We start from the raw sequence: 23,543 nt of genomic DNA on the forward strand, positions 1-23,543 counted from the left end.
ACATGGCAATTGACCGGATCGAGGTGAAAGGCGCAAGGGCGCACAATTTAAAAAACATTGATGTAACGATTCCGCGGGATCAGCTCGTCGTCGTGACGGGGCTGTCCGGATCGGGAAAATCATCCCTTGCCTTTGACACCATTTACGCGGAAGGACAGAGGCGGTATGTTGAATCGCTTTCTGCCTATGCACGCCAATTTTTAGGGCAGATGGATAAGCCGGACGTTGATGCGATCGAAGGGCTTTCCCCGGCGATCAGCATTGACCAGAAAACGACAAGCCGCAATCCGCGGTCAACCGTCGGAACGGTAACGGAGATTTATGATTATCTCCGGCTGCTGTACGCGAGAGTCGGGAAGCCGCACTGCCCGGAGCACGGCATTGAAATTACGTCGCAAACGATTGAACAGATGGTTGACCGGATTCTTGAATATCCGGAGCGGACGAAGCTTCAAGTGCTTGCGCCTATCATCTCAGGCAGAAAAGGCGCCCATGTCAAAGTGCTTGACCAAATCAGAAAGCAAGGTTACGTAAGGGTGCGGATTGACGGAGAAATGGCCGAGCTTTCCGACGATATTGAACTTGAAAAAAACAAAAAGCATTCCATTGAAGTAGTCATTGACCGGATTGTCGTCAAGGAAGGGGTTGCCGCCCGGCTTTCCGACTCGCTGGAAACCGCGCTCCGTTTAGGGGAAGGCCGTGTCATGATAGATGTCATCGGTCAGGAGGAGCTGATGTTCAGCGAGCATCACGCCTGTCCGCTGTGCGGTTTTTCTATCGGGGAGCTTGAACCCCGGCTGTTTTCGTTTAACAGCCCGTTCGGCGCCTGTCCGACTTGCGACGGTCTCGGCTTGAAGCTGGAAGTGGACCCTGAGCTCGTCATCCCCAATCCCGAGCTGTCATTAAAGGAACACGCCATCGCGCCGTGGACGCCGATCAGTTCACAATATTATCCGCAGCTGCTTCAGGCGGTCTGCCGCCATTACGGCATTGATATGGAGACTCCGGTCAAAGACCTGCCGAAGCATCAGCTTGATAAAGTGCTGTACGGCAGCGGCAATGAACGGATTTACTTTAAATACGAGAATGATTTCGGACAAGTGCGCGAAAATGAAATTGAATTTGAAGGTGTGCTGCGCAATATTGAGAGACGGTATAAAGAGACAAGCTCCGATTATATCCGTGAACAGATGGAGCAGTACATGTCACAGAAATCGTGCCCGACGTGCAAAGGCTACCGGCTGAAGAAAGAAGCGCTTGCCGTTTTGGTCAACGGGCGTCATATCGGAACCATTACCGAGCTTTCCGTCGGCGATGCGCTGGAATTTTTCAAAAACCTGACGCTGTCGGAGAAAGATATGCAGATTGCCGATTTAATTTTAAGAGAGATTGTGGAGCGGCTCAGCTTCTTAGATAAAGTCGGTCTTGATTACCTGACGCTGAGCCGGGCGGCGGGCACGCTGTCAGGCGGAGAAGCCCAGCGCATCAGGCTTGCGACGCAGATCGGCTCCCGTTTGTCAGGCGTCCTGTATATTCTTGATGAGCCGTCCATCGGCCTTCACCAGCGTGACAATGACCGTCTGATCAGCGCGCTGAAAAACATGAGGGATCTCGGCAACACACTGATTGTCGTTGAGCATGATGAGGATACGATGATGGCTGCCGATTATTTGATAGATATCGGTCCGGGCGCCGGCATTCACGGCGGCCGCGTCATATCGGCGGGGACGCCTGAAGAAGTGATGAATGATGCGGACTCTCTGACCGGACGCTATTTGTCAGGGGCTCAATTCATCCCGATGCCTCCGGAGAGAAGAAAGCCTGACGGCCGGTTCATTGAAATCAAAGGCGCTTCAGAAAACAACCTGAAAAAAGCGAACGCCAAATTCCCGCTCGGCACTTTTACGGCGGTGACAGGTGTGTCCGGTTCCGGAAAAAGCACGCTTGTGAATGAAATTCTGCATAAGGCGCTTGCGCAAAAGCTTCATAAAGCCAAAGCGAAACCGGGAAGCCATAAAGAAATCAAAGGCCTCGACCACCTTGATAAGGTGATCGACATCGACCAGGCGCCGATCGGCCGGACACCGAGATCAAATCCGGCAACTTATACGGGCGTGTTTGATGATATCCGCGATGTATTCGCGCAGACAAATGAAGCAAAGGTGCGCGGCTATAAAAAAGGCCGGTTCAGTTTTAATGTAAAAGGCGGGCGCTGTGAGGCCTGCCGCGGCGACGGCATCATCAAAATTGAGATGCATTTCCTTCCTGACGTGTACGTCCCGTGTGAAGTGTGCCACGGCAAACGTTACAACCGGGAGACGCTGGAGGTCACATACAAAGGAAAAAGCATTTCTGACGTTCTGGATATGACGGTGGAAGATGCTCTGTCCTTCTTTGAAAATATCCCGAAAATCAAACGCAAGCTTCAAACGCTTGCCGATGTCGGACTCGGGTATGTGACGCTCGGCCAGCCGGCGACGACGCTGTCAGGCGGAGAAGCGCAGCGCGTTAAGCTTGCTTCCGAACTGCATAAGCGTTCCACAGGCCGGACGCTGTATATTCTGGACGAACCGACGACAGGCCTCCACGTTGATGATATCGCAAGGCTATTGGTTGTGCTTCAAAGACTCGTCGATAACGGTGATACCGTTTTGGTCATTGAACACAATCTCGATATCATTAAAACGGCGGACTACATCGTAGACCTGGGACCTGAAGGCGGAGCGGGCGGCGGCACGATCGTAGCCTCCGGGACGCCTGAAGAAGTTGTCGAAGTGAAAGAATCATATACGGGCCGCTATCTGAAACCGGTAATGGAACGTGATAAAAAACGGATGAAAACATTGCTGGCTGAAAAAGAAACGGCAGCCACATAATAGATCAATAAAAACAGCCCAAAACTCATCGGTTTTGGGCTGTTGTGTTACAGGCTTTTTTCTGTTGGGGAAGCTGTCTGCTTAAATGCATTAAGTCCTGCAGAATATGGGTGCTGCTGCTGTCCAGCAGCACTTTTATATATTGGATATCATGGGAAATGGGAAGAGGGGCTGCTTTGATCTGTTCCAATTCAGCCAGCATTTCGCTGTTCATTCTTTTTTGTTCGCGAATTAAATTTCGCAGACTCTCTTCCGTTACTTGGGCGTTTTCGGGATCTTTCTCCATTTGTATGTCCTCCTTGCATACGGTCAGGCTTTGTTACATATTGTAATCGGTTCGGGGAAAAGATTCTATAGTGAAATCTCTGAAATCAAAAATTACGTATAACGAAGCATGTCCTTAGCATGAAAATGAAACCCGCCCATTCGTCATACGTATGTATAAGGAAGGGTTTTTACATCAAGGCACAGGGAGTGTTTTTATTGAACCGAAATCAAGCGATTATCGCATCAATCTGTTATTTCAGCGTGTTTCTCGCGCCGCTCATTCTTCCGATTGTGGCTTACTTTGTCGTCGATGAAAAAGAGACGAAGCGGCATGCCATGCGAGCTCTGATTTCCCATATCATTCCGTTTGCGGGATTGCTGATTGTGACCGCGGGTGTTGTCGGCGGATTGATTACGGCTCAGGGGGAGAGTATGGTGCCCGTTTTTGTTATGATAACAGGAGCAGCTGTTTATTTTCTGATCCTCATCGGAATGGTCATTTGGAATATCGTGCAGGGAATTAAGGTGTTACGCCAGGTGTAAGAAAAGTCGGGGGAGGCGTTTTGTATGAAACAGGAGAAAGAACGGATTTTAAAGCTTGTGGAAGACGGCATGCTGACGGCGCAGGAAGCACTGACGCTCATTGAAAAACTGGATCATGAATATAAAGAAAAAGAAGAGCAGATCACCGCATTATCTGCAGAGGTCCAGGAACCTGCGGAAGATTTCGAAAGCGGAGCAAAAGGAAGCCAAAAGCCGTCGCTCGGGGCGAAGCTGTTCGACTGGATTGATTCTGCCGTCAAAAAAGTGAAGGAAGCGGATCTTGATCTGAATTTCGGCCACGCACACGAAGTGCAGCATATTTTTCAATTTAAAGACAGTGAATTCTCGGCCATTGATATGCAGATCGCAAACGGCAGCGTCAATATCGTGCCGTGGGCGGATGAAGATATCAGAGCGGAGTGCCAGGCGAAAGTGTACCGGGCGGACAGTCAGGAGGCGGCGCGCACCGCATTTCTTCAGCACATTGAGTGTGAAGTGAAGGGCAATAAGTTTTTTGTCCGCACGGAAAAGAAAACGATGAAAACCAATGTCACGCTTTATGTTCCCCAGAAAGAGTACGATAAGATAAGAGTGAAGCTGTTTAACGGACCGATCAGAGGGGAACATTTACATGTAAAAGAATTCTCGGCGAAAACGACAAACGGCGTTCTGTCATTCTCTCATTTGACGGCTGATAAAGCGTCGGCGGAAACGGCTAACGGACAAATCAAGCTGGCCGGACATCAATGCAGCGCGATTGAAGCGGAAACGATAAACGGCTTGATTGATTTGCGCGGATCGAGTGAATCCATTGACGTTCAAAGCTTTAACGGCAATATCATGCTTACCGTGACAGCGCCGCACTGCCGCTCCATCTACACGAAAACGACGACCGGAAACGTGGATATCGCTCTGCCTGATGATTCGGCGGTGAAAGCGGAGCTGAAAAGCAATCTCGGCTCTCTCAGCCATGAGCTGATTGATGCGGAAATTTTAAAGGAAAAGAATGATACCATTCAAAAAGAACTGATGCTGGCATCAAATCAAGGCCATGATCAGCATCTCTCGATTTTCTCAGAATCGTTAACAGGAGCCATTAAGCTCAAGCATACTCAGAGGTGATTGGATGAAAAGACTTTACCGTTCAGAAAAAAACCGTAAAATCGCCGGCGTTGTCGGCGGTTTGGCGGAGTACATCAATATGGATGCATCGCTTTTGCGCATTATCACCGTTGTATTAGCGCTTGTCACGAGCGGAATCGTGCCGATTGTATATATTATCTGGTGTTTTGTTGTACCTTTAGAAGGAGATTTGAAATAAATGATCAAATGGGCAGTCAGCATTTTAGTAAATGCTTTATTATTAATCGTTATCGCGGGATATTTTGATTCCGTCCATATCAGCAGTATCGGAGCGGCTGTCATCGCCAGTGTGGTTCTTTCTGTGTTAAATGTGCTGATCAAACCGATCATCGTCATATTGACATTGCCTGTCACGGTTGTGACCCTCGGCCTCTTTCTGTTTGTCATCAACGCCATTACGTTAATGATGACCGCAGCCTTGATGGGAGACAGCTTTCAGATTGACGGGTTCGGCACCGCCATTTGGGCGTCTGTCGTGCTGTCCGTTTTCCACTTGCTGATCCAAAAAGGCATATTGGAGCCGCTTAGAAAAAGGTAAAAAACGAGCTGTCCCGAGAGGGCAGCTTTTTTATGTGTGATTTACATAAGCGGCAGCCTCCTGACGCAACATAATGTATAGGGAGGTAATGAGATGAAACTTGTGATGACGCTCTTTTTTCTGATTGGTTTGCTTTGTGTGAGTCCTTCTGCGGATGCGGCGCGCAAAGAATCGGCAATCCCCGTGAATCAGCAGGAATTCGGACAGCCGCCTCATTACATACCGCTTCTGGAGAATCCTCCCCAAATCGAAGTAAAGGCGGAAATGAAAAGAAACCTGTTCATACAGGCTCATGTACGGAATGCTGACTATCAAGCGTTTTCGGCGTTTCTTTTTTATAAACAAAGCAATGAGCTGGGGTTTAAAATGGTGCCGATGGAGCCCGCGCCAGGCGCAATCCGGCTGTTTACGGCCCAGGTTTCAAAACGGGATATCTGGAATGGAGAATTGGAATATTACCTCGTTTTCACCAACGGCAGACAGCGGGCGGAATCGGAGAAAAAGCGGCTGAAGCTGGACGGCTATCAAGCCGATTTGAATCATATTCCCGAGCTGATGATTACGGAGCTTGCGGTTGATACGAAAAATGAAGACGGCGCTGATGCCTATGAATTTATCGAGGTGTATAACACGACGGACAGACCCATTCATTTTAAAGACTATCACATCCGCTACCGCTATCCGAAGGAAGGGCCGGAATCAGATATGATATGGAGGCCGAAAGAAGATACCGTCATTCCGTCAGGCGGGACTTACGTGTTTTGGCTGAGACGCGCCGCATCAGAACTGACGATAGATGATTTCAATCGCTATTACAGGACACGCCTGAAGGAGGGAGAACATCTCGCCGTCATCGAAGGGACGGACGGAATGTCCAACGGCCGCCCGCGTACGGTGGTGCTGTCGGCAAATACCGGAAAGGGTATCGCCTCGGCGCAATACCGGAAACACGCTTTCCGCCGGCTGACTTCTTTGCTGTACAAATATCCGCTGAACGGAACGGGAGAATTGCTGAAGATCTCCACGAGCGAGCATAAGCCGTCACCGGGCTCCGTTTTTCAGGCGCAGATCCCGCAGCAGAAAAGGGTGATAAAACCCGACAAGGAAAAACCGGTCATCGAAGACCTTACAGACAGAAAGCCCGTCCGGCCCGCTGAAAGCATTGAATTAAAGGCTGACATAAAAGACAAAAACCTTGTCAAAACAGCCGCGTTTTATTACCGGACCAATGAGAAAAAACCATTCAAACGAATTCTGGCCGAAAAAGACCGCAACGACAGCTTATACCATCACATTCTTTATTCCCCGGAGCTGCTCGGCCAGGATCAGCTTGAGTATTATATCGCAGCCAGTGATGGAGAAAATGAAGCAAAAACGCCCGTCAAAATGATTGACATTGAACAGACGAGCAAATCACACGGACTCAGAATGAATGTTGAATCCGAAGATACGATATCCGGCACCTATCTGCTCAAAGCGACTTCCGACGTCAGCGCCGATAAGATCAAGCTGTGGATTGACGGCAAGCGGCAGGAGACCCGGCCGGCGCTGGAAAAAGAGGTCTATTTCGCCTTCGATGCCCGGAAAACGAATCTTTATTTTCAAAACACCGTCATAATGGAAAATGAGGTACTGCACATTTTTGACGATCCGTCTCACCGCTACAGAACGCACTCGGTTCTCCTTCCGGAACGTCTGCTGCAAAAAGGGGGCAAAACGCAGAAAGTATCCATCCGTTCGGGCTCAAAGGTTTCTCCGTATGACACGGGAGAGAATCGGGATGATTTTGTCGTGAAACATGCCCGTCTGGTGCTTTCGGACGGAACGGTGATCAAAGACGGGAAGACGGATCCGGCTGAGCAGCTCTTTATCGGTGACGGCAGGCGGGCGAATCAGCAGAAGACCTTCTCATTCAGCCTGCCGGATCATTTGTTTACGTCACGGCTGCTGCCGTGGAACACGGCGAAGCTTTCTGAAGGCAATCACCATATTTTTGTTAGCGACGGGGAGGAGCAGCTGAGCCAATCTGTGCGGGTGGACAATACGGGGCCGAAGATTATCCCGGGTATCAAAGAAGGCGCGGCGCTGAAAGGTAATGTTGAGCTGAATGCGGACATCCGTGACAAATGGAGCAAAGTGGAAGAGGTCAAAGCGTTTTTGGACGGAGAAAGCATTACGCTCCCGCATCACACGTCATCAGCCGATCTCAAGCCCGGAAAACATACCCTTACCATCATTGCGGCAGACCTTGCCGGAAATGAAACAACGTCCGTCCGCACCTTCCATATCAAACGGGAGGAGCCGAACCAGCCGGAGCTTGCCGATCAAAAAATCGGCGCCCACAAAGCAAAGCTGTCCGTCCGGGTAAAAGACCCGACGAAGGATGACATGAATGTATCATTTTATCGCGGCTTCCGTTATACCGCGCGGAATCCGGGCAGCGTGAAAGTGTATAAACACGCCTCATTAACGGAACCGCCGAGGGGCATAAAAGAAAATGAAATGCCGTTTACCCTGCCGGAAATGAACTGCATCTCGGCAAATGACGGAAAAACCGTTTCGGCGGAAAGTATGGAGCGTTTTCCTTATCACCGATTCGAAGTCTCCGTTGACCCGTCTATCGACGAAACGGATCTGGCCGAGGCGGTCTGGAAAGGAAGCTCTCTCCCTGGCCGAAAGGTAACCATGTATATTTGGAATTACCGGACAAGCCGCTGGCAGGAGGCGGACAGCGTTCTTGCCAAAGATAAAAAGCCGTTTACATTAAAAGCCGCCGTTTCCGCAGCGGATGTGGTGAAGAACTCAAAAATGAATGTCATCGTTCAGGATCAAATACCGGCGAAAGGCAATTACACGTTTGTCTGGATGTCGGATACACAGTATTACGCACAAGGGCACCCGCACATTTTTGACAAAATGACGGAGTGGATCAAAGAAAATAAGGAAAAGCACAATATTAAATATGTCTTTCATACCGGCGATATCGTCGATGATTCAATGGTGATGAAACAGTGGAAAAACGCCGATCACTCCATGCGGACGCTTGACAAGGCGGGGATTCCGTACGGAGTGCTTGCAGGCAATCATGACGTCGGCCATAAAGACGGCACATACCGAACCTTCGGGGATTTCTTCGGGAGCCGCCGGTTTGAACAGAACATGCATTACGGCGGATCATACAAAAATAACCGCGGGCATTATGACCTGCTGTCGGCAAGCGGGAACGATTTTATTATGATTTATATGGGCTGGGGCATTGCGGAACAAGAGATTGACTGGATCAATCAAGTGCTAAAGAGGTATCCGGACCGAACCGCCATCTTATGCTTTCATGAGTACTTGCTTGTGAGCGGAAATCGAAGCCCGATCGGGGAAACGATCTATCGAAAAGTCGTCAAGCCGAATCGCAATGTGGCGATGGTATTAAGCGGCCATTACCATAACGCCATGAAAAAAACCGATGCGCTTGACGATGACGGGGACGGAAAACCGGACCGCCTCGTCCACCAAATTCTGACCGACTACCAGGACGGTCCGGAAGGGGGGCAGGGCTTTATGCGCATGATGCAATTCGATCAGGCCGCCAATCAGGTTCACATGTTCTCCTACTCGCCGTACACGGATGACATCAATTACTATGACACCGATCTGTTCGCTGATAAAGACGAATTCTCAGCAGAAATGGATTTACAGCCGAAGAGGAAAAGGGTAGCGACCGATTATTTTGAATGCAACGTCTATACGAACGAACTGCTCGGTCATAAAAAACACGTAAAAAGCGGAAAAACCGCAAATTGGGTCTGGGACGGCCTGCATCCTGATTCCGTTTATTACTGGTACACCGTCGTGAAGGACCCGTACAACGGCAAAACAATATCACCGCTGTGGATGTTCAAAACGGGAAATACGCCGTATCGCCCGGCTCCGGATCAGTTTGATTTCAGGCATGCCTCAAACCCATAACGAAAACATACAGCCTGCTGATCGTCAGAAGAAAATCTGACGGTCAGCAGGATTTTTTCTGTGCGTAAATGGCGGCGCCCTGCTGTGATAAGTGCTTTTGACTTTTTTATGTCCCTTTTCTATACTAAAATCGATTGGTTTTCGTAATATGCAGGAGGAAACATAATGAACAGTAAAACCGGGACAAAAGAAAGAATTATTCAAACCTCTGCATATCTTTTTCAGATTCAGGGATATCATGCGACTGGTTTGAATCAAATTATAAAAGAGAGCGGAGCACCCAGAGGGTCTGTGTATCATCACTTTCCAAACGGAAAAGCAGAACTCGCCATTGCGGCGATCAAATATACGGGAAGATGCGTTGAAAAGCAAATACAGAATAGTATGTCTCAATTCGCGGACCCTATAGAAGCGATTCAGCACTTTATTCATGTAACGGCTGAACAGTTTAATGATCCGCAGAATATTGAGGGCGTGCCGGTTGGATTGCTGGCGGGTGAGACCGCTCTGATCAATGAAACGTTAAGATGCACATGTGTTGAGGTGTTCAAGAAGTGGACGGATGTGTTTGCGGCAAAATTTCTTGAGCATGGGTTTGAACAAGAGGAAGCGGAGAAGCTCGGGGTGACAATCAACTCGATGATTGAAGGCGCAATCATGTTTTCACTGGCTCATAAAAACAAAGAACCGCTGCTGCTGGTTTCAAAGCAGGTTCCGTATATTGTCCAAAACAGAGGGTAGCATTTTATTACTTTTTTCTTTATAAAAATAGATACCAGAACCACAGCCTCTCCATTTTGACAGAGTCATAGAGAACATTCACCGGCTTGATTTGAAAATGGCAGATCAAAAAACATCTCCAACCCGTAACGGTTGGAGATGTTTCATTTCACCCTGTCCATATAATGCACGAATGTGTAGCGGTCGCCTCTGTAGGCGGATTTGACGTGCTCAAAGGCAGTGCCGTCCTGCAGATAAGTGGTCCGCTTGATATAGAGGACGGGGGCACCGGGCTGGATACCGAGCAGCTCAGCTTCTTCCTCGGAAGCGGCTCCCGGTTCAAGCTCTTGTTTTGCCCGTGAGATCGGCATCTGATTGTACGCTTCAATATGCTCATACATGGATGATTGAAAATGAGAGGCGTCCAGTTTTCCCGCTTTGTCAAACGGAATGTACGAGGCTTCAATCGCCATCGGGATATCATTCGCCAGCCGGACGCGGATGATTTTATGAAGCGTTGCCTGATAGCCGCATCCCAGGATAGAAGATAATTCTTCCGTCGCCTGAATCAGCTGGTATTCGGCAAGTCTGCTCCCCGGCTTCATGCCCCGGCTTCTCATATCTTCCGTAAAACTTGTCAGCCCTTGAAGCGGCTGTTCCATCTTCAGTTTGCTGACGAACGTTCCCCGGCCTTTCTGCCTGTATAAAAATCCTTCATTCACCAGATTGGAAAGCGCCTGGCGCACCGTCATTCGGCTGATGCCGAATTGTTCGGCGTATTCCCGCTCCGACGGAAGCAGCGCATCCGCTTTCAGCTCGCCGTTTTTGATTTGTGTTTTTAATTGTTCCATAATCTGAAAGTAAATCGGAATCGGAGATTGTTTATCAATCTGCATAGGTCAAATCCTTTCAATCGCCGCCCGCAGCCTTTTCATCAATCAAGACCGTCACATCCGGATGCGCGTGCAGGGCGGAGGCGGGGAATGCTTCGCTGATGCGCCCGTCCAGAAGCTGCTTCACCGCTTGGGCCTTGCTTTTTCCGGATGCCATGATCAAAATCCGTTTGCCGGACAAAATCGTCCCGATCCCCATTGTCAGGGCTTTTACAGGGACTTGATTAATTGACGGAAAGTACCGCGCATTCGCCTGTCTTGTCTCTTCATTCAGCTCAACGACATGGGTTCGGGATTCAAATGGCGTCCCGGGTTCATTAAAGCCGATATGGCCGTTGTGTCCGATGCCTAAAAGCTGTATATCCGCTCCGCCGAGTGTTTGAATCAATCGGTCATATCGTCCGCATTCGGCATCAAGATCGTCTGCCCGTCCGTCAGGGAGAAAGTGGCGGTCCTTTCGGCTGTCGATATGTGCAAAAAAATGTGTATTCATATAATAATGATAGCTGTTTTTGTCCTCGGGAGAAAGCCCGGCGTATTCATCAAGGTTGATCGTCGTGACATTTCGGAATGACAAGCCCTCTGAGCGGTGCATCCGCACAAGTTCTTTGTATACGCCTTCAGGAGTGCCTCCCGTCGCAAGGCCGAGAACGGCATCCGGCTTTTGTTTCACTGTTTCAGCGATAATCGATGCGGCTTTTTCACTTAATTCTTCATAATGTCTGCATGTGATAACGTTCATGTCCAATCAGCCTCCCTTGAGATATATGCGGTGTTTCCGCGGCAAATCGTTGCCAGCACGCCGCACTGTCCGTCCGTCAGAACAACGTCGGCGTCTTTTCCTTCGGCGATGCTTCCTTTACGGTCGAATATGCCGAGGCGGCGGGCCGCATTTGCCGATGTCATATTTGCTATATCCAGCCATGAGCAGTTTGTAAACCTGCGCATGAGCGCCGCGCCTTCATTCATTTTTAAAATGGAACCGGCCAGCGTCCCGTCAGAGAGAAGCGCCGTGTCCCCGCGAACGGTGACTTTTTGTCCGCCGAATTCGTATTCTCCGTCCTTAAGCCCTTTTGCCCGCATGGAGTCTGTAATCATGATCAGGTTTTTGCTTCCTTTCGCCAAATAGGCAAGCTTAACGGCCAAAGGATGGGAATGAATGCCGTCAGTGATCAGCTCCGCCGTGATGCGGCCGCAGGCGAGAGCCGTACCGATGCCCCCCGGCTCACGATGATGAAAGGAGCTCATGGCGTTGAAGAGGTGCGTCATATGCACCGCCCCGGCATCCGCCGCTTTTTGTAAAAGCTCGGCTCCCGCGTCTGTGTGTCCCATTGACGGGATGATGTTTTGGTCTTTTAAATAACGGATCAGGCTGAAATCAGGATCTTCTTCCGGCGCAAGCGTCACAATTTTGATCATCCCTCCCGAGAGCCGCTCCCATTTCTGAAAGAGCCCGGCATCAGCAGGAGTAATCCATTGTTTCGGCTGTGCTCCCGCCTTTTTCGGAGAGACAAATGGTCCTTCTAAATGAATGCCGATCAACTCAGCGCCTTTTTGGGCCTGCGGTGAGGAAGACGTCCATTCTTTGGCGTTGACGAGCGCTTTTTCAATGTTTTCGTGCTGCTGTGTGATCGTTGTCGCTAGAAAAGAGGTTGTTCCTTCTTCGGGCAGCCGGGCGGACATTGTATCAAGAGCTGCAACATCAGCATCCATCGTATCCGCGCCGTATCCGCCGTGAATATGAATATCAATCATTCCGGGAAGCGCATATGAACCCTCGGGCGCCTTCCATTCCTTCTCATACGTTTCTTGCGGTCTTGTTTTCCCCGCGTAAGAAATGATGCCGTCCTTTATACCGAGAAAACCGTTTCGGATGATTTCTTCTTCTGTTACGATGTCCGCACCGCTGATTAACAAGCTTTCAGCCACTTTAAAACACGCCTTTCTGGTTAGTTGTTAGTTTTATTTTACTCTTTTTCAGACTAGTTATCTAGACCAGTTATGCCGGAATTGTATAAATCTGTTTTGGTTCAGACGGTAAAGTGATAAAATATAACTGTTCAAAGCTCGGAACATCCCAGAACAGGAGGAACATATCTTGGCAAAGGTTCGGACCAAAGACGTAATGGAGCAGTTCCATTTAGAATTGATCAGCGGAGAAGAAGGGATTAACCGCCCGATTACGATGAGTGATTTATCACGGCCCGGTATTGAAATCGCCGGTTATTTTACATATTACCCGAGAGAACGGGTGCAGCTTTTAGGAAAAACGGAGCTGTCATTTTTCGATCAGCTTCCCGAGGAAGATAAGAAACAGCGGATGAAATCGCTGTGCACCGATGTGACGCCGGCTATCATACTTTCCAGAGATATGCCGATCCCGCCGGAGCTTGTAGAAGCTTCCGAGCAAAACGGCGTGCCTGTGCTCAGATCCCCTCTGAAAACAACCAGGCTGTCAAGCAGACTGACGAATTTTCTTGAGAGCCGTCTCGCGCCGACAACGGCCATTCACGGCGTGCTTGTGGATATATACGGCGTCGGCGTGCTCATTACGGGAAAAAGCGGCGTCGGTAAAAGTGAAACAGCGCTGGAGCTTGTCAAACGAGGCCATCGTCTTGTCGCGGATGACTGCGTTGAAATCCGGCAGGAGGATCAGGATACCCTTGTCGGGAACGCGCCTGATCTGATTGAGCATCTGCTCGAAATCAGGGGGCTCGGCATTATAAATGTCATGACGCTGTTCGGAGCGGGCGCCGTCAGAAGCAATAAAAGAATTACAATCGTCATGGACCTTGAGCTATGGGAGCAAGGGAAACAATACGACCGTCTCGGACTTGAAGAAGAAAAAATGAAAATCATTGATACGGAAATTACAAAACTGACCATTCCTGTCCGCCCGGGGCGGAATCTCGCCGTTATTATCGAAGTTGCGGCGATGAACTTCAGATTGAAGCGGATGGGCTTAAATGCTGCCGAGCAATTCACGAATAAGCTGGCGGATGTCATTGAGGACGGCGAACAAGACGAATAGGAGTTGGCAATGATATGAACGAAGCAGGAACACCAATCAATCCGATTGCCTTTCAGCTCGGGCCATTATCCGTGCACTGGTACGGAATCATTATCGGAGCGGGCGCGTTATTAGGGCTTTGGATGGCCATGAGGGAGAGTGAAAAGCGGGGGCTGATAAAGGACATTTTTATTGATCTTGTTCTTTTCGCCATCCCGATCGCAATCATTTGCGCACGGGCATACTATGTGCTTTTCGAGTGGAGCTATTACTCGGAACACCCCGGGGAAATCATTAAAACCTGGAAAGGCGGCATCGCGATTCACGGCGGATTGATCGGCGCGATCGCGACGGGAATCGTCTTTTCAAAAGTAAGAGGCATCTCATTCTGGAAGCTGGCGGATATTGCCGCGCCGAGTATTCTGCTCGGCCAGGCCATCGGGCGCTGGGGGAACTTTATCAACCAGGAGGCTCACGGTGAAGCGGTCAGCCGGTCATTTTTGGAAAGTCTGCATCTTCCGGATTTCATCATTAATCAGATGTACATAGACGGACAATATTATCACCCGACGTTTTTGTATGAATCGCTGTGGAGTTTTGCGGGCGTCGTGATTCTGCTTCTGCTCCGCCGCGTGAACCTGCGCAGGGGCAATCTGTTTTTGACGTATGTGATCTGGTATTCGATCGGCAGATACTTTATTGAGGGAATGCGGACGGACAGCCTGATGCTTACGAGCCAGCTTCGGATCGCGCAGGTCATTTCCATTGTGCTGATTGTACTTGCGATTATTTTAATGATTTTCAGACGCATGAAGGGGTATGCCGATAAGCGGTATGCTGATACGGACTGACGCCTGAAATCGGAAAGGACATAAGATGACTGATAAACGTGTAACCGCCATTTTATTTGATCTCGACGGCACGCTGATTGACACGAATGAACTGATTATCGCTTCTTACCTTCATACGCTTGATCATTATTGCCCGGGGCAGTTTAAAAGGGAAGATGTGCTTCCATTTATCGGCCCGCCTCTGTATGAAACGTTTTCAGGCATTAATGCTGAAAAGTGCGATGAGATGATCTGCATGTACAGAGCATTCAACCATGAAAAGCACGATGAACTCGTCACGGAGTACGAAACGGTTTATGAAACGCTGGATGAATTGAAAAAAGCGGGCTATCAGCTTGGTATTGTCACCACAAAGCTGAGGGATACAGTCAATATGGGATTGAAGCTGACAGGCATCGGGGCGTTTTTCGATACTGTCGTCACGCTTGATGATGTTAAGCACCCGAAGCCTGACCCCGAACCTGTGCGGCTTGCTCTCAGCCGGCTTGGGTGCGATCCGTCGGAAGCCATAATGGTCGGTGACAATTATCACGATGTCATGGCGGGAAAAAACGCCGGCACGAAAACAGCCGGCGTCGCGTGGACGATTAAAGGCGCACAGACGCTTTCCGCCTATGAACCCGATTATATGCTCGAGAAAATGAGTGATTTATTGCACATCACCGGAGTGAAGTAATCCGTGAGAAAAACAGACCGCCATCCGGTTTCAGGTGCAAATTCATTGTGGCATGTTTATCAGACGGTTCCCTTTCTGAAGGTGATGAAAAATTTCATCATCATTCAGATCGCAAGGTATACGCCGTTTTTAAGCGTGAAAAACTGGCTGTACCGAACCTTTTTGAAAATGAATGTCGGAAAACAGACGTCATTCGCGCTGATGGTGATGCCGGATATCATGTTTCCCGAAAAAATCACTGTCGGAAAAAACAGCATCATCGGCTACAATACGACGATTTTGGCTCATGAATATTTAATACATGAGTACCGGACCGGTTTTGTCACAATCGGTGACGAGGTGATGATCGGGGCAAACACAACTATTCTGCCCGGCGTCACCATCGGGAGCGGAGCCGTTGTATCAGCCGGCACACTGGTGCACAAAGATGTCCCGGCCGGGGCGTTTGTCGGAGGAAATCCGATGCAGGTGATCTATACGGACGAAGAAATGAAAAAACGAATGGAAAACCCCGCTGATTAACGTCAGCGGGGTTTTTTTATGACTTGATCACAATGGCCTGGCTGCCCATCTGCTTCCAGGCTTTTTCGAATTCAGTCCGGTCTGTTTTTCTGTTTTTATAGCCGTAAGGATCATTGACGTATACATAATCGTGATCATAACCGGTGACGGCTACGCTATGCATGCTGAACGTAATGTCGATCTTTCCGTTCGGCGTATTCCAAGTCTGCATATGATCAACCGGCTTAAAGGATGTGGTGGTAATCACCCAGACCGGCCGCCCTTTTTCAAGCTGGCGGTACACTGAAGAAATGTCTTTTCCTGTCAGGTCATATACTTTGTTTCCCGCATATTCTTTGGCAAGTTTATCAATCGGCTCATGATAAACGCCTAAACCCGGGCCGTTTTCCATATCTCCGGCAAATCCTTCATTCGGATCTCCCTTCAGCCCGCTGCTGTATGTGAGCGGAACTTTATTGATTTTATCCGCCAATGTATTTTTTGATACATGATATCCGGCATTGTTCAAAATCATGGCAAGGCTTGTCACCTCACAGCCATTGTACAGTCTGGGTGAATCCATCTGTCTGTACAGAACGACATTCAGCGGTGACGCGCTCCCTTTTAACGGTGTTTTCTCATCAGGCTCGTCGGACTGCTGATTGAAAAAATTCAAATGAATATCGTTTGTATAGATGTTATATCCCAGATAGACAAGGACGGCTGTCAGAATCAGCACACATAATGTTCCAAGCGTCTTCATTATCAATTCTTCTCCCTTGTTTCTGTTGAAGCTATTCTATGTATTATAGCACTTCTGCTCAATATGATTCGATCGTTCCGATATGTTTACAGGTTTGTTCATTCTTTAGCCATGTTTATGGAAAAGAATAGGCGGACATTGGGCGTTGCAATTCATTCTTTTATCTGCTAACATATTATCATATTAGCGAACTAAAGGATTCGGAATTTTCCTTCAGACAAAGCGGAGGTGTAAAAGGCAAATGTTTATGTTTGAGAAACCGCATGGCATGAGAGATACGCTGCCCGGTTTATACGAAGCCAAGAAAAAAGTCCGTTCCACACTGACGGATTTAATTGATAAATGGGGTTATCAGTTTATGGAGACGCCGACCCTTGAATTTTATGAAACAGTAGGCGTCCAGTCAGCCATTGAAGAACAGCAGCTGTTTAAGCTTCTCGATCAGGACGGGAAAACGCTTGTGCTTCGGCCTGATATGACCGGACCGATTGCCAGGGTGGCGGCGTCTAAGCTGCACAAACACAATCATCCGCTCAGAGCGGGGTACGCGGCAAGCGTCTATCGCGCTCAAGAGCGGGAAGGCGGACGTCCGGCCGAATTCGAACAGGTCGGCGCGGAGCTGATCGGCGACGGATCAACAAGCGCGGACGCCGAGGTGATTGCGCTGGCGGCCGGCGCTTTGAAAAACGCGGGATTGCACCGGTTTAAAATCGCGATCGGCCATGCCGGACTCGCTGATGAGCTGTTTGTCGAGGTTCTGGGCAATGCTGAGCGGGCGGATGTTCTGCGGCGCTTTCTCTTTGAGAAGAATTACGTGGGATACAGGGAACATGTCAAATCGCTTCCGCTTTCTTCAATAGATAAAAGCCGGCTGCTCACACTTCTGGAATTGCGAGGCGGGAAAGAGATCTGCGCCAAAGCGGAGGAGATCATCGGCATCTCCGGACAAAGCTTGATTCAGGAGCTGGAAGACCTGTGGGACATTCTTGAGGATTACGGATGTGCCGAGCATATTCGCCTTGATCTGAATATGGTAAGCCATATGAGTTATTACACGGGAATTTTATTCGAAGTGTATGCGGCAAATGTCGGTTTTGTCATCGGAAGCGGCGGACGCTATAACAATCTCCTCGGCCATTTCGGCAGTCCCGCTCCCGCCACGGGTTTCGGGCTCCGTATCGACAGGCTGATTGAAGCGCTCGGCATCCAGGAAGAAACTAGTGAAGCGGACGCCGTGATTTTCAGCAAGGAGCAGCGGGCGCAGGCTATTTTATTCGCGGAGGAAGAAAGGGCGAGAGGCAGAAAAGTCGTCCTGCAGGATCTGGCGGGCATTGAAAATATCGATCATATGACAAAATCATTTGCAAACGTCACATACTTTATCGGTGCCAGAAAGGAAGAGCAGAATGGGTAAGGTACTCACAATGGCAATGCCAAAAGGACGGATATTCGAAGAAGCGGCCGGGTTGCTGCGGCAGGCCGGGTACAGGCTGCCCGAGGAGTTTGAAGAATCGAGAAAGCTGATCATTGACGTTCCTGAAGAAAATCTCCGCTTTATTCTGGCAAAGCCGATGGATGTGACGACTTATGTCGAGCATGGCGTCGCTGATGCCGGTATTGCCGGAAAGGATGTCATGCTTGAGGAAGAGCGTGACGTGTATGAGGTGCTCGATCTGAAAATCAGCAAATGCCATCTCGCCGTTGCGGGGCTTCCAGGAGCGGATTGGAACGGAGTCGCCCCGAGGATTGCGACGAAATATCCGAATGTTGCGTCAAGTTATTTCAGAGAGCAGGGCGAGCAGGTGGAAATCATTAAGCTGAACGGTTCGATTGAATTGGCGCCTTTAATCGGGCTTGCTGACAGAATCGTAGATATCGTATCAACCGGGCGGACATTAAAAGAAAACGGTCTCGTTGAATCAGAACATATTTGTGACATCACATCGCGTTTTATCGTCAATCCGGTCAGCTACCGCATGAAGGATGATGTAATCGACGAAATGGCGGCCAGGCTGGCCAGGGTTGTGGAAGGAGAAACGGCACAATGAAAATAACCGCAGTAAAAAGAAGCGAGCGGTTCTCACTGAAGCGTTCCATCGACAGCGGAACCGAAGAGCAGCGGAAAACCGTCAGGGGGATTATTGGAGACGTCAGACAAAACGGTGACAAAGCCGTTTTGGCCTATACAAAAACATTTGACGGCATCAGCCTGAACCAAATGGCCGTGAGTGCAGAGGAAGTCACCGAGGCGTACCGTCTGCTTGATGATCAGCTGCTGGAAGTGATCAGACAGGCGATTGCCAATATTAAAGAATATCACGAACGCCAGCTGCAATCCTCGTGGTTTTACCATCGCAAAGACGGCTCGATGCTCGGGCAGAAAATAACGGCGCTCGATTCCGCGGGCGTATACGTGCCGGGCGGGACGGCCGCTTATCCGTCTTCCGTTTTAATGAATGTCATCCCCGCTCTCGCTGCGGGAGTGGAACGGATCGTTCTCGTCAGTCCTCCGGGAAAAGACGGCCGCCTTTCGCCGGGCGTTCTGGCGGCGGCGTCTGAGCTCGGCATAAAGGAAATTTACAAAGCGGGAGGCGCGCAGGCGATTGCCGCGCTCGCTTACGGAACCGAAACGATACAGCCTGTTGATAAGATCACGGGCCCCGGCAATATATTTGTAGCACTCGCGAAGCGCGAAGTCTTCGGCGTTGTGGATATTGACATGATTGCCGGGCCCAGTGAAATCGTGGTCCTTGCAGACGATACGGCGGTGCCCAAAGAAGTCGCTGCTGACCTGCTTTCACAGGCAGAACACGATACGCTCAGCTCAAGCGTGCTTGTCACCGACTCACGGAAGCTTGCCGAAGCGGTATCAGATGAGGTGAATAAACAGCTTCAGACGCTGCCGCGCAAAGAAATCGCCGAAGCGTCGATCAAGGATCACGGCCGCATTTATATTACGGAATCGATGGAAGATGCGGTGGACACGGTGAATGCGCTGGCACCCGAGCATTTAGAAATCATGACGCATTCGCCGGAGGCTTTGCTTGGAAGCATCAGACACGCGGGGGCGATTTTCTTAGGGCGATACAGCGCTGAACCGGTCGGCGATTATTTTGCCGGACCGAATCACGTTTTGCCGACAAACGGAACGGCGCGGTTTTCAAGCCCGTTGAATGTAACAGATTTTCAAAAGAAATCGAGCATCATCTCATACAGCCGGAAGGCATTTGAAACGCACGCGGACAGCATTTCCGCCTTCGCGAGACTGGAAGGGCTTGAAGCGCACGCAAGATCGATTGAAGCGAGAAACGGAGGAATGACCGATGAGAAAAGCGGAACGCGCCAGAACAACAAATGAGACCGATATTAAGCTGGCTTTCGAAATAGACGGAGAAGGAAAAGCCGACATCAGCACGGATGTGCCGTTTATGACTCATATGCTTGATTTGTTCACAAAGCACGGGCAATTCAATTTAACTGTTGACGCAAAAGGCGATACGGAGATAGATGATCACCACACGACTGAAGATATCGGCATCTGCTTAGGGCAGGCTTTTTTGGAGGCGCTCGGTGATAAAAAAGGGATCAAACGGTACGGATCAGCGCTAGTACCGATGGACGAAGCGCTCGCCCAAGTCGCCGTAGACCTGAGCAACCGGCCGCACCTTGAGATGCGCGGTGCATTTCCGCAAGCGAAAGTCGGAACGTTTGATACCGAGCTGGTACACGAATTCCTATGGAAACTGGCGCTGGAAGCGAGAATGAATCTGCACGTCATCGTTCATTACGGAACGAATACCCATCATATGATAGAAGCCGTGTTTAAGGCGCTTGGCAGAGCGCTTGATGAAGCGTCATCCATTGATCCGCGCGTCAAGGGTGTGCCGTCTACGAAAGGAATGCTGTAAATGATCGGTGTAATTGATTACGGTATGGGCAATTTATTCAGCGTGTCGAAGGCGCTGGAACGCGTCGGTGTCCCGTATGTCGTATCAGACCGGCCGGAAGAGCTTGAAAAAGCGGATGCTTTTATTCTCCCCGGTGTCGGATCATTCAGTGACGCCATGGACAATTTACGCAGCGCGAAGCTTGATCAATTCATACACCGTATGGTTGACGAGGGTAAGCTGCTCCTCGGCATCTGCCTCGGCATGCAGCTCATTTTCGAAGAAAGCACCGAAAACGGCTCTGCAAAAGGACTCGGTTTATTAGCCGGAAAAGCTGTGAGACTCAAAGACAGAGATGCCGAAGGAAACAAGCTGAAGGTGCCGCATATGGGCTGGAACCGGCTGACGTTTCACCAAACGTCTCCTTTGCTTTCGGAAGCGGAAGAAGGCTTCGTTTACTTTGTCCATTCCTATTATATAGACGGGATGGAAGACGGCGATCTTCTGGCAAGCGCTGAGTACGGCGTTCGTGTTCCGGCGGTCGTCGGGAAACGCAATGTCTTCGGTGCACAGTTTCACCCGGAAAAAAGCGGTACGGCCGGAATGGCGATCTTAACGCAATTTACAAAAATGGCAGCGGAACAGAAGGTGAAGAAATGAACGCTTTTACATTATATCCGGCAATCGATATGAGAAACGGCAAATGCGTCCGCCTCATCCAAGGCGATTACGGCAAGGAAACGATATACGGTGACTCTCCTTTAGACATGGCGGCGCAATTTGCACAAGAAGGCGCCGAATGGATTCATCTCGTGGATCTTGACGGCGCGAAAGCAGGCAGGAAAGTAAACGACAGGCATGTTCTTGACATTGCGCGGCAGCTTGATGTCAAAGTCGAGATCGGCGGCGGGATCCGTTCTGAAGCGGATGTGTACGGTTATTTATCACAAGATGTTGATCGCGTTATTCTCGGCAGCTCGGCTGTTTCCGATCCGGCATTTGTGAAGAGCATGCTGAAACAATACGGCGGCAAAATCGCGATCGGTCTTGATGCAAGGAACGGATATGTCTCGACGGAAGGCTGGCTGGAAACATCCTCGGTAAGGGCGGCCGATCTGGGCCGTGAATTGGCGAAGGAAGGAGCGGAAACCTTCATTTTCACGGATATTGCAACTGACGGCATGCTGTCAGGACCGAACATCGAAAGCACCGTTCAGCTCGCAAAAGCAACGGGAAAAACCGTCATCGCTTCAGGCGGAGTCAGCTCAGTCGCCGACCTCAAAGCACTGGCCCGCTTCAAAGACGCCGGCGTATCGGGAGCGATTATCGGAAAAGCGCTGTATACAAAACAATTTACATTGGCTGAAGCGCTCAGCGGGGTGAAGGACGCATGATCACGAAACGAATCATTCCGTGTCTCGATGTGAAAGAAGGCCGCGTCGTCAAAGGCATTCAATTTCTCGGGCTGAAAGATGCGGGCGATCCTGTCGAGCTGGCCGAATCTTACGACAGGGAGGGCGCTGACGAACTTGTTTTTCTCGACATTTCCGCCTCTCACGAAGGCCGCAAGACGATGACAGACGTCGTAGAACAAGTTGCGGCAAAACTGGCGATTCCGTTTACAGTCGGCGGCGGAATCAATCAATTAAGCGATATGAAACGAATGCTTCGCGCCGGCGCTGATAAAGTATCCGTTAATACAGCGGCCGTCCTCCGCCCCGAGCTGATTACGGAAGGAGCGGATTTTTTCGGCTCGCAATGCATCGTCGCGGCGATTGACGCAAAGTATGATGAAGATTCGGATTGCTATAAAGTGTACACACACGGCGGCAGAAAGAAAACCGAGTGGGAAGTCACGGCCTGGGCAAAAGAAGCCGTCAGCCGGGGAGCGGGTGAAATCCTGCTGACAAGCATGGACGCAGACGGTGAGAAAACAGGCTTTAATCATACGCTCACACAGCTTGTCACACGTGCCGTCCCGGTGCCTGTCATTGCGTCAGGGGGAGCCGGCAGCGCGCGCCATATGCTTGAAGCCTTCACGATCGGTGAAGCGGACGCCGCGCTTGCAGCTTCCATTTTCCATTACAAAGAGACATCTATAAAAGAAGTGAAAGATTATATGAAGAAACACGGGGTGAATGTGAGATGAAACGGGCAGATGAACTGCGGTTTGACGAGGCCGGACTGATTCCCGCCATCGTGCAGGATGCGGCAAGCAAAGAAGTACTGACACTGGCTTATATGAATCGTGAATCCTACGAAAAAACGATAGAAACGAAAGAAACCTGGTTTTACAGCCGTTCACGCGGGGAGCTGTGGCATAAAGGAGCGACGTCGGGGAATACCCAAAAGGTGAAAGCAATCCGCTATGATTGCGATCAAGATGCTCTTGTCGTGCTTGCGGAGCCTTCAGGACCCGCATGCCATAAGGGAAGCTACAGCTGCTTTTCTCCGGAAAAAGCGGATGCGCAGGATCGTTTCGGCATCTTAAATGAACTGGAAAGCGTAATCGCCAAACGGCAGGCGGAGATGCCTGACGGAGCCTACACAACGTATCTGTTTCGGGAAGGCGTCGATAAAATCCTCAAAAAAGTCGGCGAAGAAGCCGCAGAGGTTATTATCGCCGCGAAAAACCGGGACCATGAAGAATTAAAATGGGAAGCGGCGGATTTGCTGTATCATTTGCTCGTTCTTCTGCGTGAGCAGTCGCTTCCTTTGGACGACGTGCTTGACGTCCTTGCGAAACGCCATTCAGCATCTGAGTAAAACAAACCTCACGGAGAGATCCGTGAGGTTTTTAATCTGTCAAACTTAAACATTCAATTAAATATTCCTTATTTCCGCAACCGGAGGCAGATGAATTTGATAATATTGACTAATAGAGTTTATTTTGGTTTTTATCAAAAATATAC

Annotated in this window: 24 protein-coding genes; 19 read left to right on the forward strand and 5 right to left on the reverse strand. The window is 49.7% G+C overall.

The genetic code is table 11. From position 1 onward, the window contains the following. The first annotated feature begins 2 nt into the window (after positions 1-2). Entirely contained in the window at positions 3-2,876 is a 2,874-nt protein-coding gene (gene uvrA, locus BR62_RS0102625; protein WP_020954334.1) for an excinuclease ABC subunit UvrA, read from the forward strand. A 25-nt stretch (positions 2,877-2,901) separates the two neighbouring features. On the opposite strand, the gene BR62_RS0102630 is transcribed toward uvrA, so the two are convergent. Next, complete coding sequence (locus tag BR62_RS0102630; RefSeq protein ID WP_007407450.1) at positions 2,902-3,162, reverse strand: hypothetical protein; 261 nt, start codon at positions 3,160-3,162, stop codon at positions 2,902-2,904. A 197-nt stretch (positions 3,163-3,359) separates the two neighbouring features. Between BR62_RS0102630 and BR62_RS0102635 the strand changes: the two genes are divergently transcribed. The 6 genes from BR62_RS0102635 (at position 3,360) to BR62_RS0102660 (ending at position 10,071) form a co-directional block, all read left to right on the forward strand. Then, on the forward strand, positions 3,360-3,686 hold the full coding sequence (locus BR62_RS0102635; RefSeq protein WP_003151444.1) for a hypothetical protein: 327 nt from the start codon (positions 3,360-3,362) through the stop codon (positions 3,684-3,686). Positions 3,687-3,710: 24 nt separating this feature from the next. Further along, complete coding sequence (locus BR62_RS0102640; RefSeq protein WP_032869573.1) at positions 3,711-4,808, forward strand: DUF4097 family beta strand repeat-containing protein; 1,098 nt, start codon at positions 3,711-3,713, stop codon at positions 4,806-4,808. Between the two features lie 4 nt (positions 4,809-4,812). Further along, on the forward strand, positions 4,813-5,007 hold the full coding sequence (locus BR62_RS0102645; RefSeq protein WP_003151448.1) for a PspC domain-containing protein: 195 nt from the start codon (positions 4,813-4,815) through the stop codon (positions 5,005-5,007). Further along, entirely contained in the window at positions 5,008-5,367 is a 360-nt protein-coding gene (locus BR62_RS0102650; protein ID WP_020956409.1) for a phage holin family protein, read from the forward strand. A 93-nt stretch (positions 5,368-5,460) separates the two neighbouring features. Beyond that, a complete protein-coding gene (locus BR62_RS0102655) occupies positions 5,461-9,330 on the forward strand; it encodes a metallophosphoesterase (RefSeq protein ID WP_032869575.1) in 3,870 nt (1,289 codons plus the stop codon). Between the two features lie 165 nt (positions 9,331-9,495). Beyond that, on the forward strand, positions 9,496-10,071 hold the full coding sequence (locus tag BR62_RS0102660) for a TetR/AcrR family transcriptional regulator (protein WP_015418312.1): 576 nt from the start codon (positions 9,496-9,498) through the stop codon (positions 10,069-10,071). A gap of 143 nt (positions 10,072-10,214) precedes the next feature. Here the strand turns inward: BR62_RS0102660 and BR62_RS0102665 are convergent, their stop codons facing one another. From BR62_RS0102665 to nagA, 3 genes are read right to left on the reverse strand one after another with little or no spacing between them, the layout of a single operon-like run. After that, positions 10,215-10,946 carry a GntR family transcriptional regulator gene (locus BR62_RS0102665; protein ID WP_015418311.1) on the reverse strand — a complete coding sequence of 244 codons (732 nt, stop codon included), beginning with the start codon at positions 10,944-10,946 and terminating at the stop codon, positions 10,215-10,217. Between the two features lie 13 nt (positions 10,947-10,959). Next, positions 10,960-11,685, reverse strand: a complete 726-nt coding sequence (gene nagB / locus BR62_RS0102670; protein WP_032869576.1) for a glucosamine-6-phosphate deaminase — start codon at positions 11,683-11,685, stop codon at positions 10,960-10,962. Beyond that, positions 11,682-12,872, reverse strand: a complete 1,191-nt coding sequence (gene nagA, locus BR62_RS0102675) for an N-acetylglucosamine-6-phosphate deacetylase (protein WP_032869577.1) — start codon at positions 12,870-12,872, stop codon at positions 11,682-11,684. The genes nagB and nagA overlap by 4 nt, the downstream gene beginning before the upstream one ends. Positions 12,873-13,041: 169 nt before the next feature. On the opposite strand from nagA, the gene hprK reads away from it, so the two are divergent. The 4 genes from hprK to BR62_RS0102695 are packed head-to-tail and all read left to right on the forward strand — an operon-like array spanning position 13,042 to position 16,002. Beyond that, positions 13,042-13,974, forward strand: a complete 933-nt coding sequence (hprK, locus tag BR62_RS0102680) for an HPr(Ser) kinase/phosphatase (RefSeq protein ID WP_003151456.1) — start codon at positions 13,042-13,044, stop codon at positions 13,972-13,974. 14 nt (positions 13,975-13,988) lie between these two features. Further along, positions 13,989-14,804: a prolipoprotein diacylglyceryl transferase gene (gene lgt / locus BR62_RS0102685; RefSeq protein ID WP_032869578.1), complete on the forward strand. Its 816-nt coding sequence runs from the start codon at positions 13,989-13,991 to the stop codon at positions 14,802-14,804. A 25-nt stretch (positions 14,805-14,829) separates the two neighbouring features. Beyond that, entirely contained in the window at positions 14,830-15,480 is a 651-nt protein-coding gene (ppaX, locus tag BR62_RS0102690; protein WP_007407439.1) for a pyrophosphatase PpaX, read from the forward strand. 3 nt (positions 15,481-15,483) lie between these two features. Next, the gene (locus tag BR62_RS0102695; RefSeq protein ID WP_007407438.1) at positions 15,484-16,002 is read left to right on the forward strand and encodes an acyltransferase; all 519 of its coding nucleotides are present in this window, start codon (positions 15,484-15,486) and stop codon (positions 16,000-16,002) included. 16 nt (positions 16,003-16,018) lie between these two features. Here the strand turns inward: BR62_RS0102695 and BR62_RS0102700 are convergent, their stop codons facing one another. Continuing rightward, a complete protein-coding gene (locus tag BR62_RS0102700; RefSeq protein WP_032869581.1) occupies positions 16,019-16,744 on the reverse strand; it encodes a C39 family peptidase in 726 nt (241 codons plus the stop codon). A 241-nt stretch (positions 16,745-16,985) separates the two neighbouring features. Here BR62_RS0102700 and BR62_RS0102705 point away from each other — a divergent pair, with 241 nt between their 5' ends. Genes BR62_RS0102705 through hisIE form a run of 8 tightly spaced genes read left to right on the forward strand, consistent with a single transcriptional unit; the run spans position 16,986 to position 23,397 of the window. After that, positions 16,986-18,158, forward strand: coding sequence for an ATP phosphoribosyltransferase regulatory subunit (locus BR62_RS0102705; protein ID WP_032869583.1), 1,173 nt, complete (start codon positions 16,986-16,988; stop codon positions 18,156-18,158). Continuing rightward, positions 18,151-18,792, forward strand: coding sequence for an ATP phosphoribosyltransferase (gene hisG / locus BR62_RS0102710; RefSeq protein WP_012118547.1), 642 nt, complete (start codon positions 18,151-18,153; stop codon positions 18,790-18,792). Before BR62_RS0102705 ends, hisG begins: the two co-directional genes overlap by 8 nt. Continuing rightward, positions 18,789-20,102 (forward strand): histidinol dehydrogenase, encoded by a 1,314-nt coding sequence (hisD, locus tag BR62_RS0102715; protein ID WP_032869585.1) that lies wholly within the window; start codon positions 18,789-18,791, stop codon positions 20,100-20,102. Before hisG ends, hisD begins: the two co-directional genes overlap by 4 nt. Then, complete coding sequence (gene hisB / locus BR62_RS0102720) at positions 20,068-20,652, forward strand: imidazoleglycerol-phosphate dehydratase HisB (RefSeq protein ID WP_015240671.1); 585 nt, start codon at positions 20,068-20,070, stop codon at positions 20,650-20,652. The genes hisD and hisB overlap by 35 nt, the downstream gene beginning before the upstream one ends. Next, positions 20,653-21,291, forward strand: a complete 639-nt coding sequence (gene hisH, locus BR62_RS0102725; protein ID WP_007407432.1) for an imidazole glycerol phosphate synthase subunit HisH — start codon at positions 20,653-20,655, stop codon at positions 21,289-21,291. Continuing rightward, entirely contained in the window at positions 21,288-22,025 is a 738-nt protein-coding gene (hisA, locus tag BR62_RS0102730) for a 1-(5-phosphoribosyl)-5-[(5-phosphoribosylamino)methylideneamino]imidazole-4-carboxamide isomerase (RefSeq protein ID WP_032869587.1), read from the forward strand. Before hisH ends, hisA begins: the two co-directional genes overlap by 4 nt. After that, a complete protein-coding gene (gene hisF / locus BR62_RS0102735; RefSeq protein ID WP_032869589.1) occupies positions 22,022-22,780 on the forward strand; it encodes an imidazole glycerol phosphate synthase subunit HisF in 759 nt (252 codons plus the stop codon). The genes hisA and hisF overlap by 4 nt, the downstream gene beginning before the upstream one ends. Continuing rightward, positions 22,777-23,397 carry a bifunctional phosphoribosyl-AMP cyclohydrolase/phosphoribosyl-ATP diphosphatase HisIE gene (hisIE, locus tag BR62_RS0102740; RefSeq protein WP_007407429.1) on the forward strand — a complete coding sequence of 207 codons (621 nt, stop codon included), beginning with the start codon at positions 22,777-22,779 and terminating at the stop codon, positions 23,395-23,397. The genes hisF and hisIE overlap by 4 nt, the downstream gene beginning before the upstream one ends. Positions 23,398-23,543 lie beyond the last annotated feature (146 nt).

Origin of the sequence: Bacillus sp. UNC69MF, from assembly GCF_000746035.1 — a bacterium.
Taxonomy (GTDB): domain Bacteria; phylum Bacillota; class Bacilli; order Bacillales; family Bacillaceae; genus Bacillus; species Bacillus velezensis.

Excerpts from the sequence above, each read along its gene's own strand:
- uvrA (WP_020954334.1), top strand. The coding sequence starts at position 3 with ATGGCAATTGACCGGATCGAGGTGAAAGGCGCAAGGGCGCACAATTTA.
- BR62_RS0102630 (WP_007407450.1), bottom strand. The coding sequence starts at position 3,162 with ATGGAGAAAGATCCCGAAAACGCCCAAGTAACGGAAGAGAGTCTGCGA.
- BR62_RS0102640 (WP_032869573.1), top strand. The coding sequence starts at position 3,711 with ATGAAACAGGAGAAAGAACGGATTTTAAAGCTTGTGGAAGACGGCATG.
- BR62_RS0102645 (WP_003151448.1), top strand. The coding sequence starts at position 4,813 with ATGAAAAGACTTTACCGTTCAGAAAAAAACCGTAAAATCGCCGGCGTT.
- BR62_RS0102650 (WP_020956409.1), top strand. The coding sequence starts at position 5,008 with ATGATCAAATGGGCAGTCAGCATTTTAGTAAATGCTTTATTATTAATC.
- BR62_RS0102655 (WP_032869575.1), top strand. The coding sequence starts at position 5,461 with ATGAAACTTGTGATGACGCTCTTTTTTCTGATTGGTTTGCTTTGTGTG.
- BR62_RS0102660 (WP_015418312.1), top strand. The coding sequence starts at position 9,496 with ATGAACAGTAAAACCGGGACAAAAGAAAGAATTATTCAAACCTCTGCA.
- BR62_RS0102665 (WP_015418311.1), bottom strand. The coding sequence starts at position 10,946 with ATGCAGATTGATAAACAATCTCCGATTCCGATTTACTTTCAGATTATG.
- nagB (WP_032869576.1), bottom strand. The coding sequence starts at position 11,685 with ATGAACGTTATCACATGCAGACATTATGAAGAATTAAGTGAAAAAGCC.
- lgt (WP_032869578.1), top strand. The coding sequence starts at position 13,989 with ATGAACGAAGCAGGAACACCAATCAATCCGATTGCCTTTCAGCTCGGG.
- ppaX (WP_007407439.1), top strand. The coding sequence starts at position 14,830 with ATGACTGATAAACGTGTAACCGCCATTTTATTTGATCTCGACGGCACG.
- BR62_RS0102700 (WP_032869581.1), bottom strand. The coding sequence starts at position 16,744 with ATGAAGACGCTTGGAACATTATGTGTGCTGATTCTGACAGCCGTCCTT.
- BR62_RS0102705 (WP_032869583.1), top strand. The coding sequence starts at position 16,986 with ATGTTTATGTTTGAGAAACCGCATGGCATGAGAGATACGCTGCCCGGT.
- hisG (WP_012118547.1), top strand. The coding sequence starts at position 18,151 with ATGGGTAAGGTACTCACAATGGCAATGCCAAAAGGACGGATATTCGAA.
- hisD (WP_032869585.1), top strand. The coding sequence starts at position 18,789 with ATGAAAATAACCGCAGTAAAAAGAAGCGAGCGGTTCTCACTGAAGCGT.
- hisB (WP_015240671.1), top strand. The coding sequence starts at position 20,068 with ATGAGAAAAGCGGAACGCGCCAGAACAACAAATGAGACCGATATTAAG.
- hisH (WP_007407432.1), top strand. The coding sequence starts at position 20,653 with ATGATCGGTGTAATTGATTACGGTATGGGCAATTTATTCAGCGTGTCG.
- hisA (WP_032869587.1), top strand. The coding sequence starts at position 21,288 with ATGAACGCTTTTACATTATATCCGGCAATCGATATGAGAAACGGCAAA.
- hisF (WP_032869589.1), top strand. The coding sequence starts at position 22,022 with ATGATCACGAAACGAATCATTCCGTGTCTCGATGTGAAAGAAGGCCGC.
- hisIE (WP_007407429.1), top strand. The coding sequence starts at position 22,777 with ATGAAACGGGCAGATGAACTGCGGTTTGACGAGGCCGGACTGATTCCC.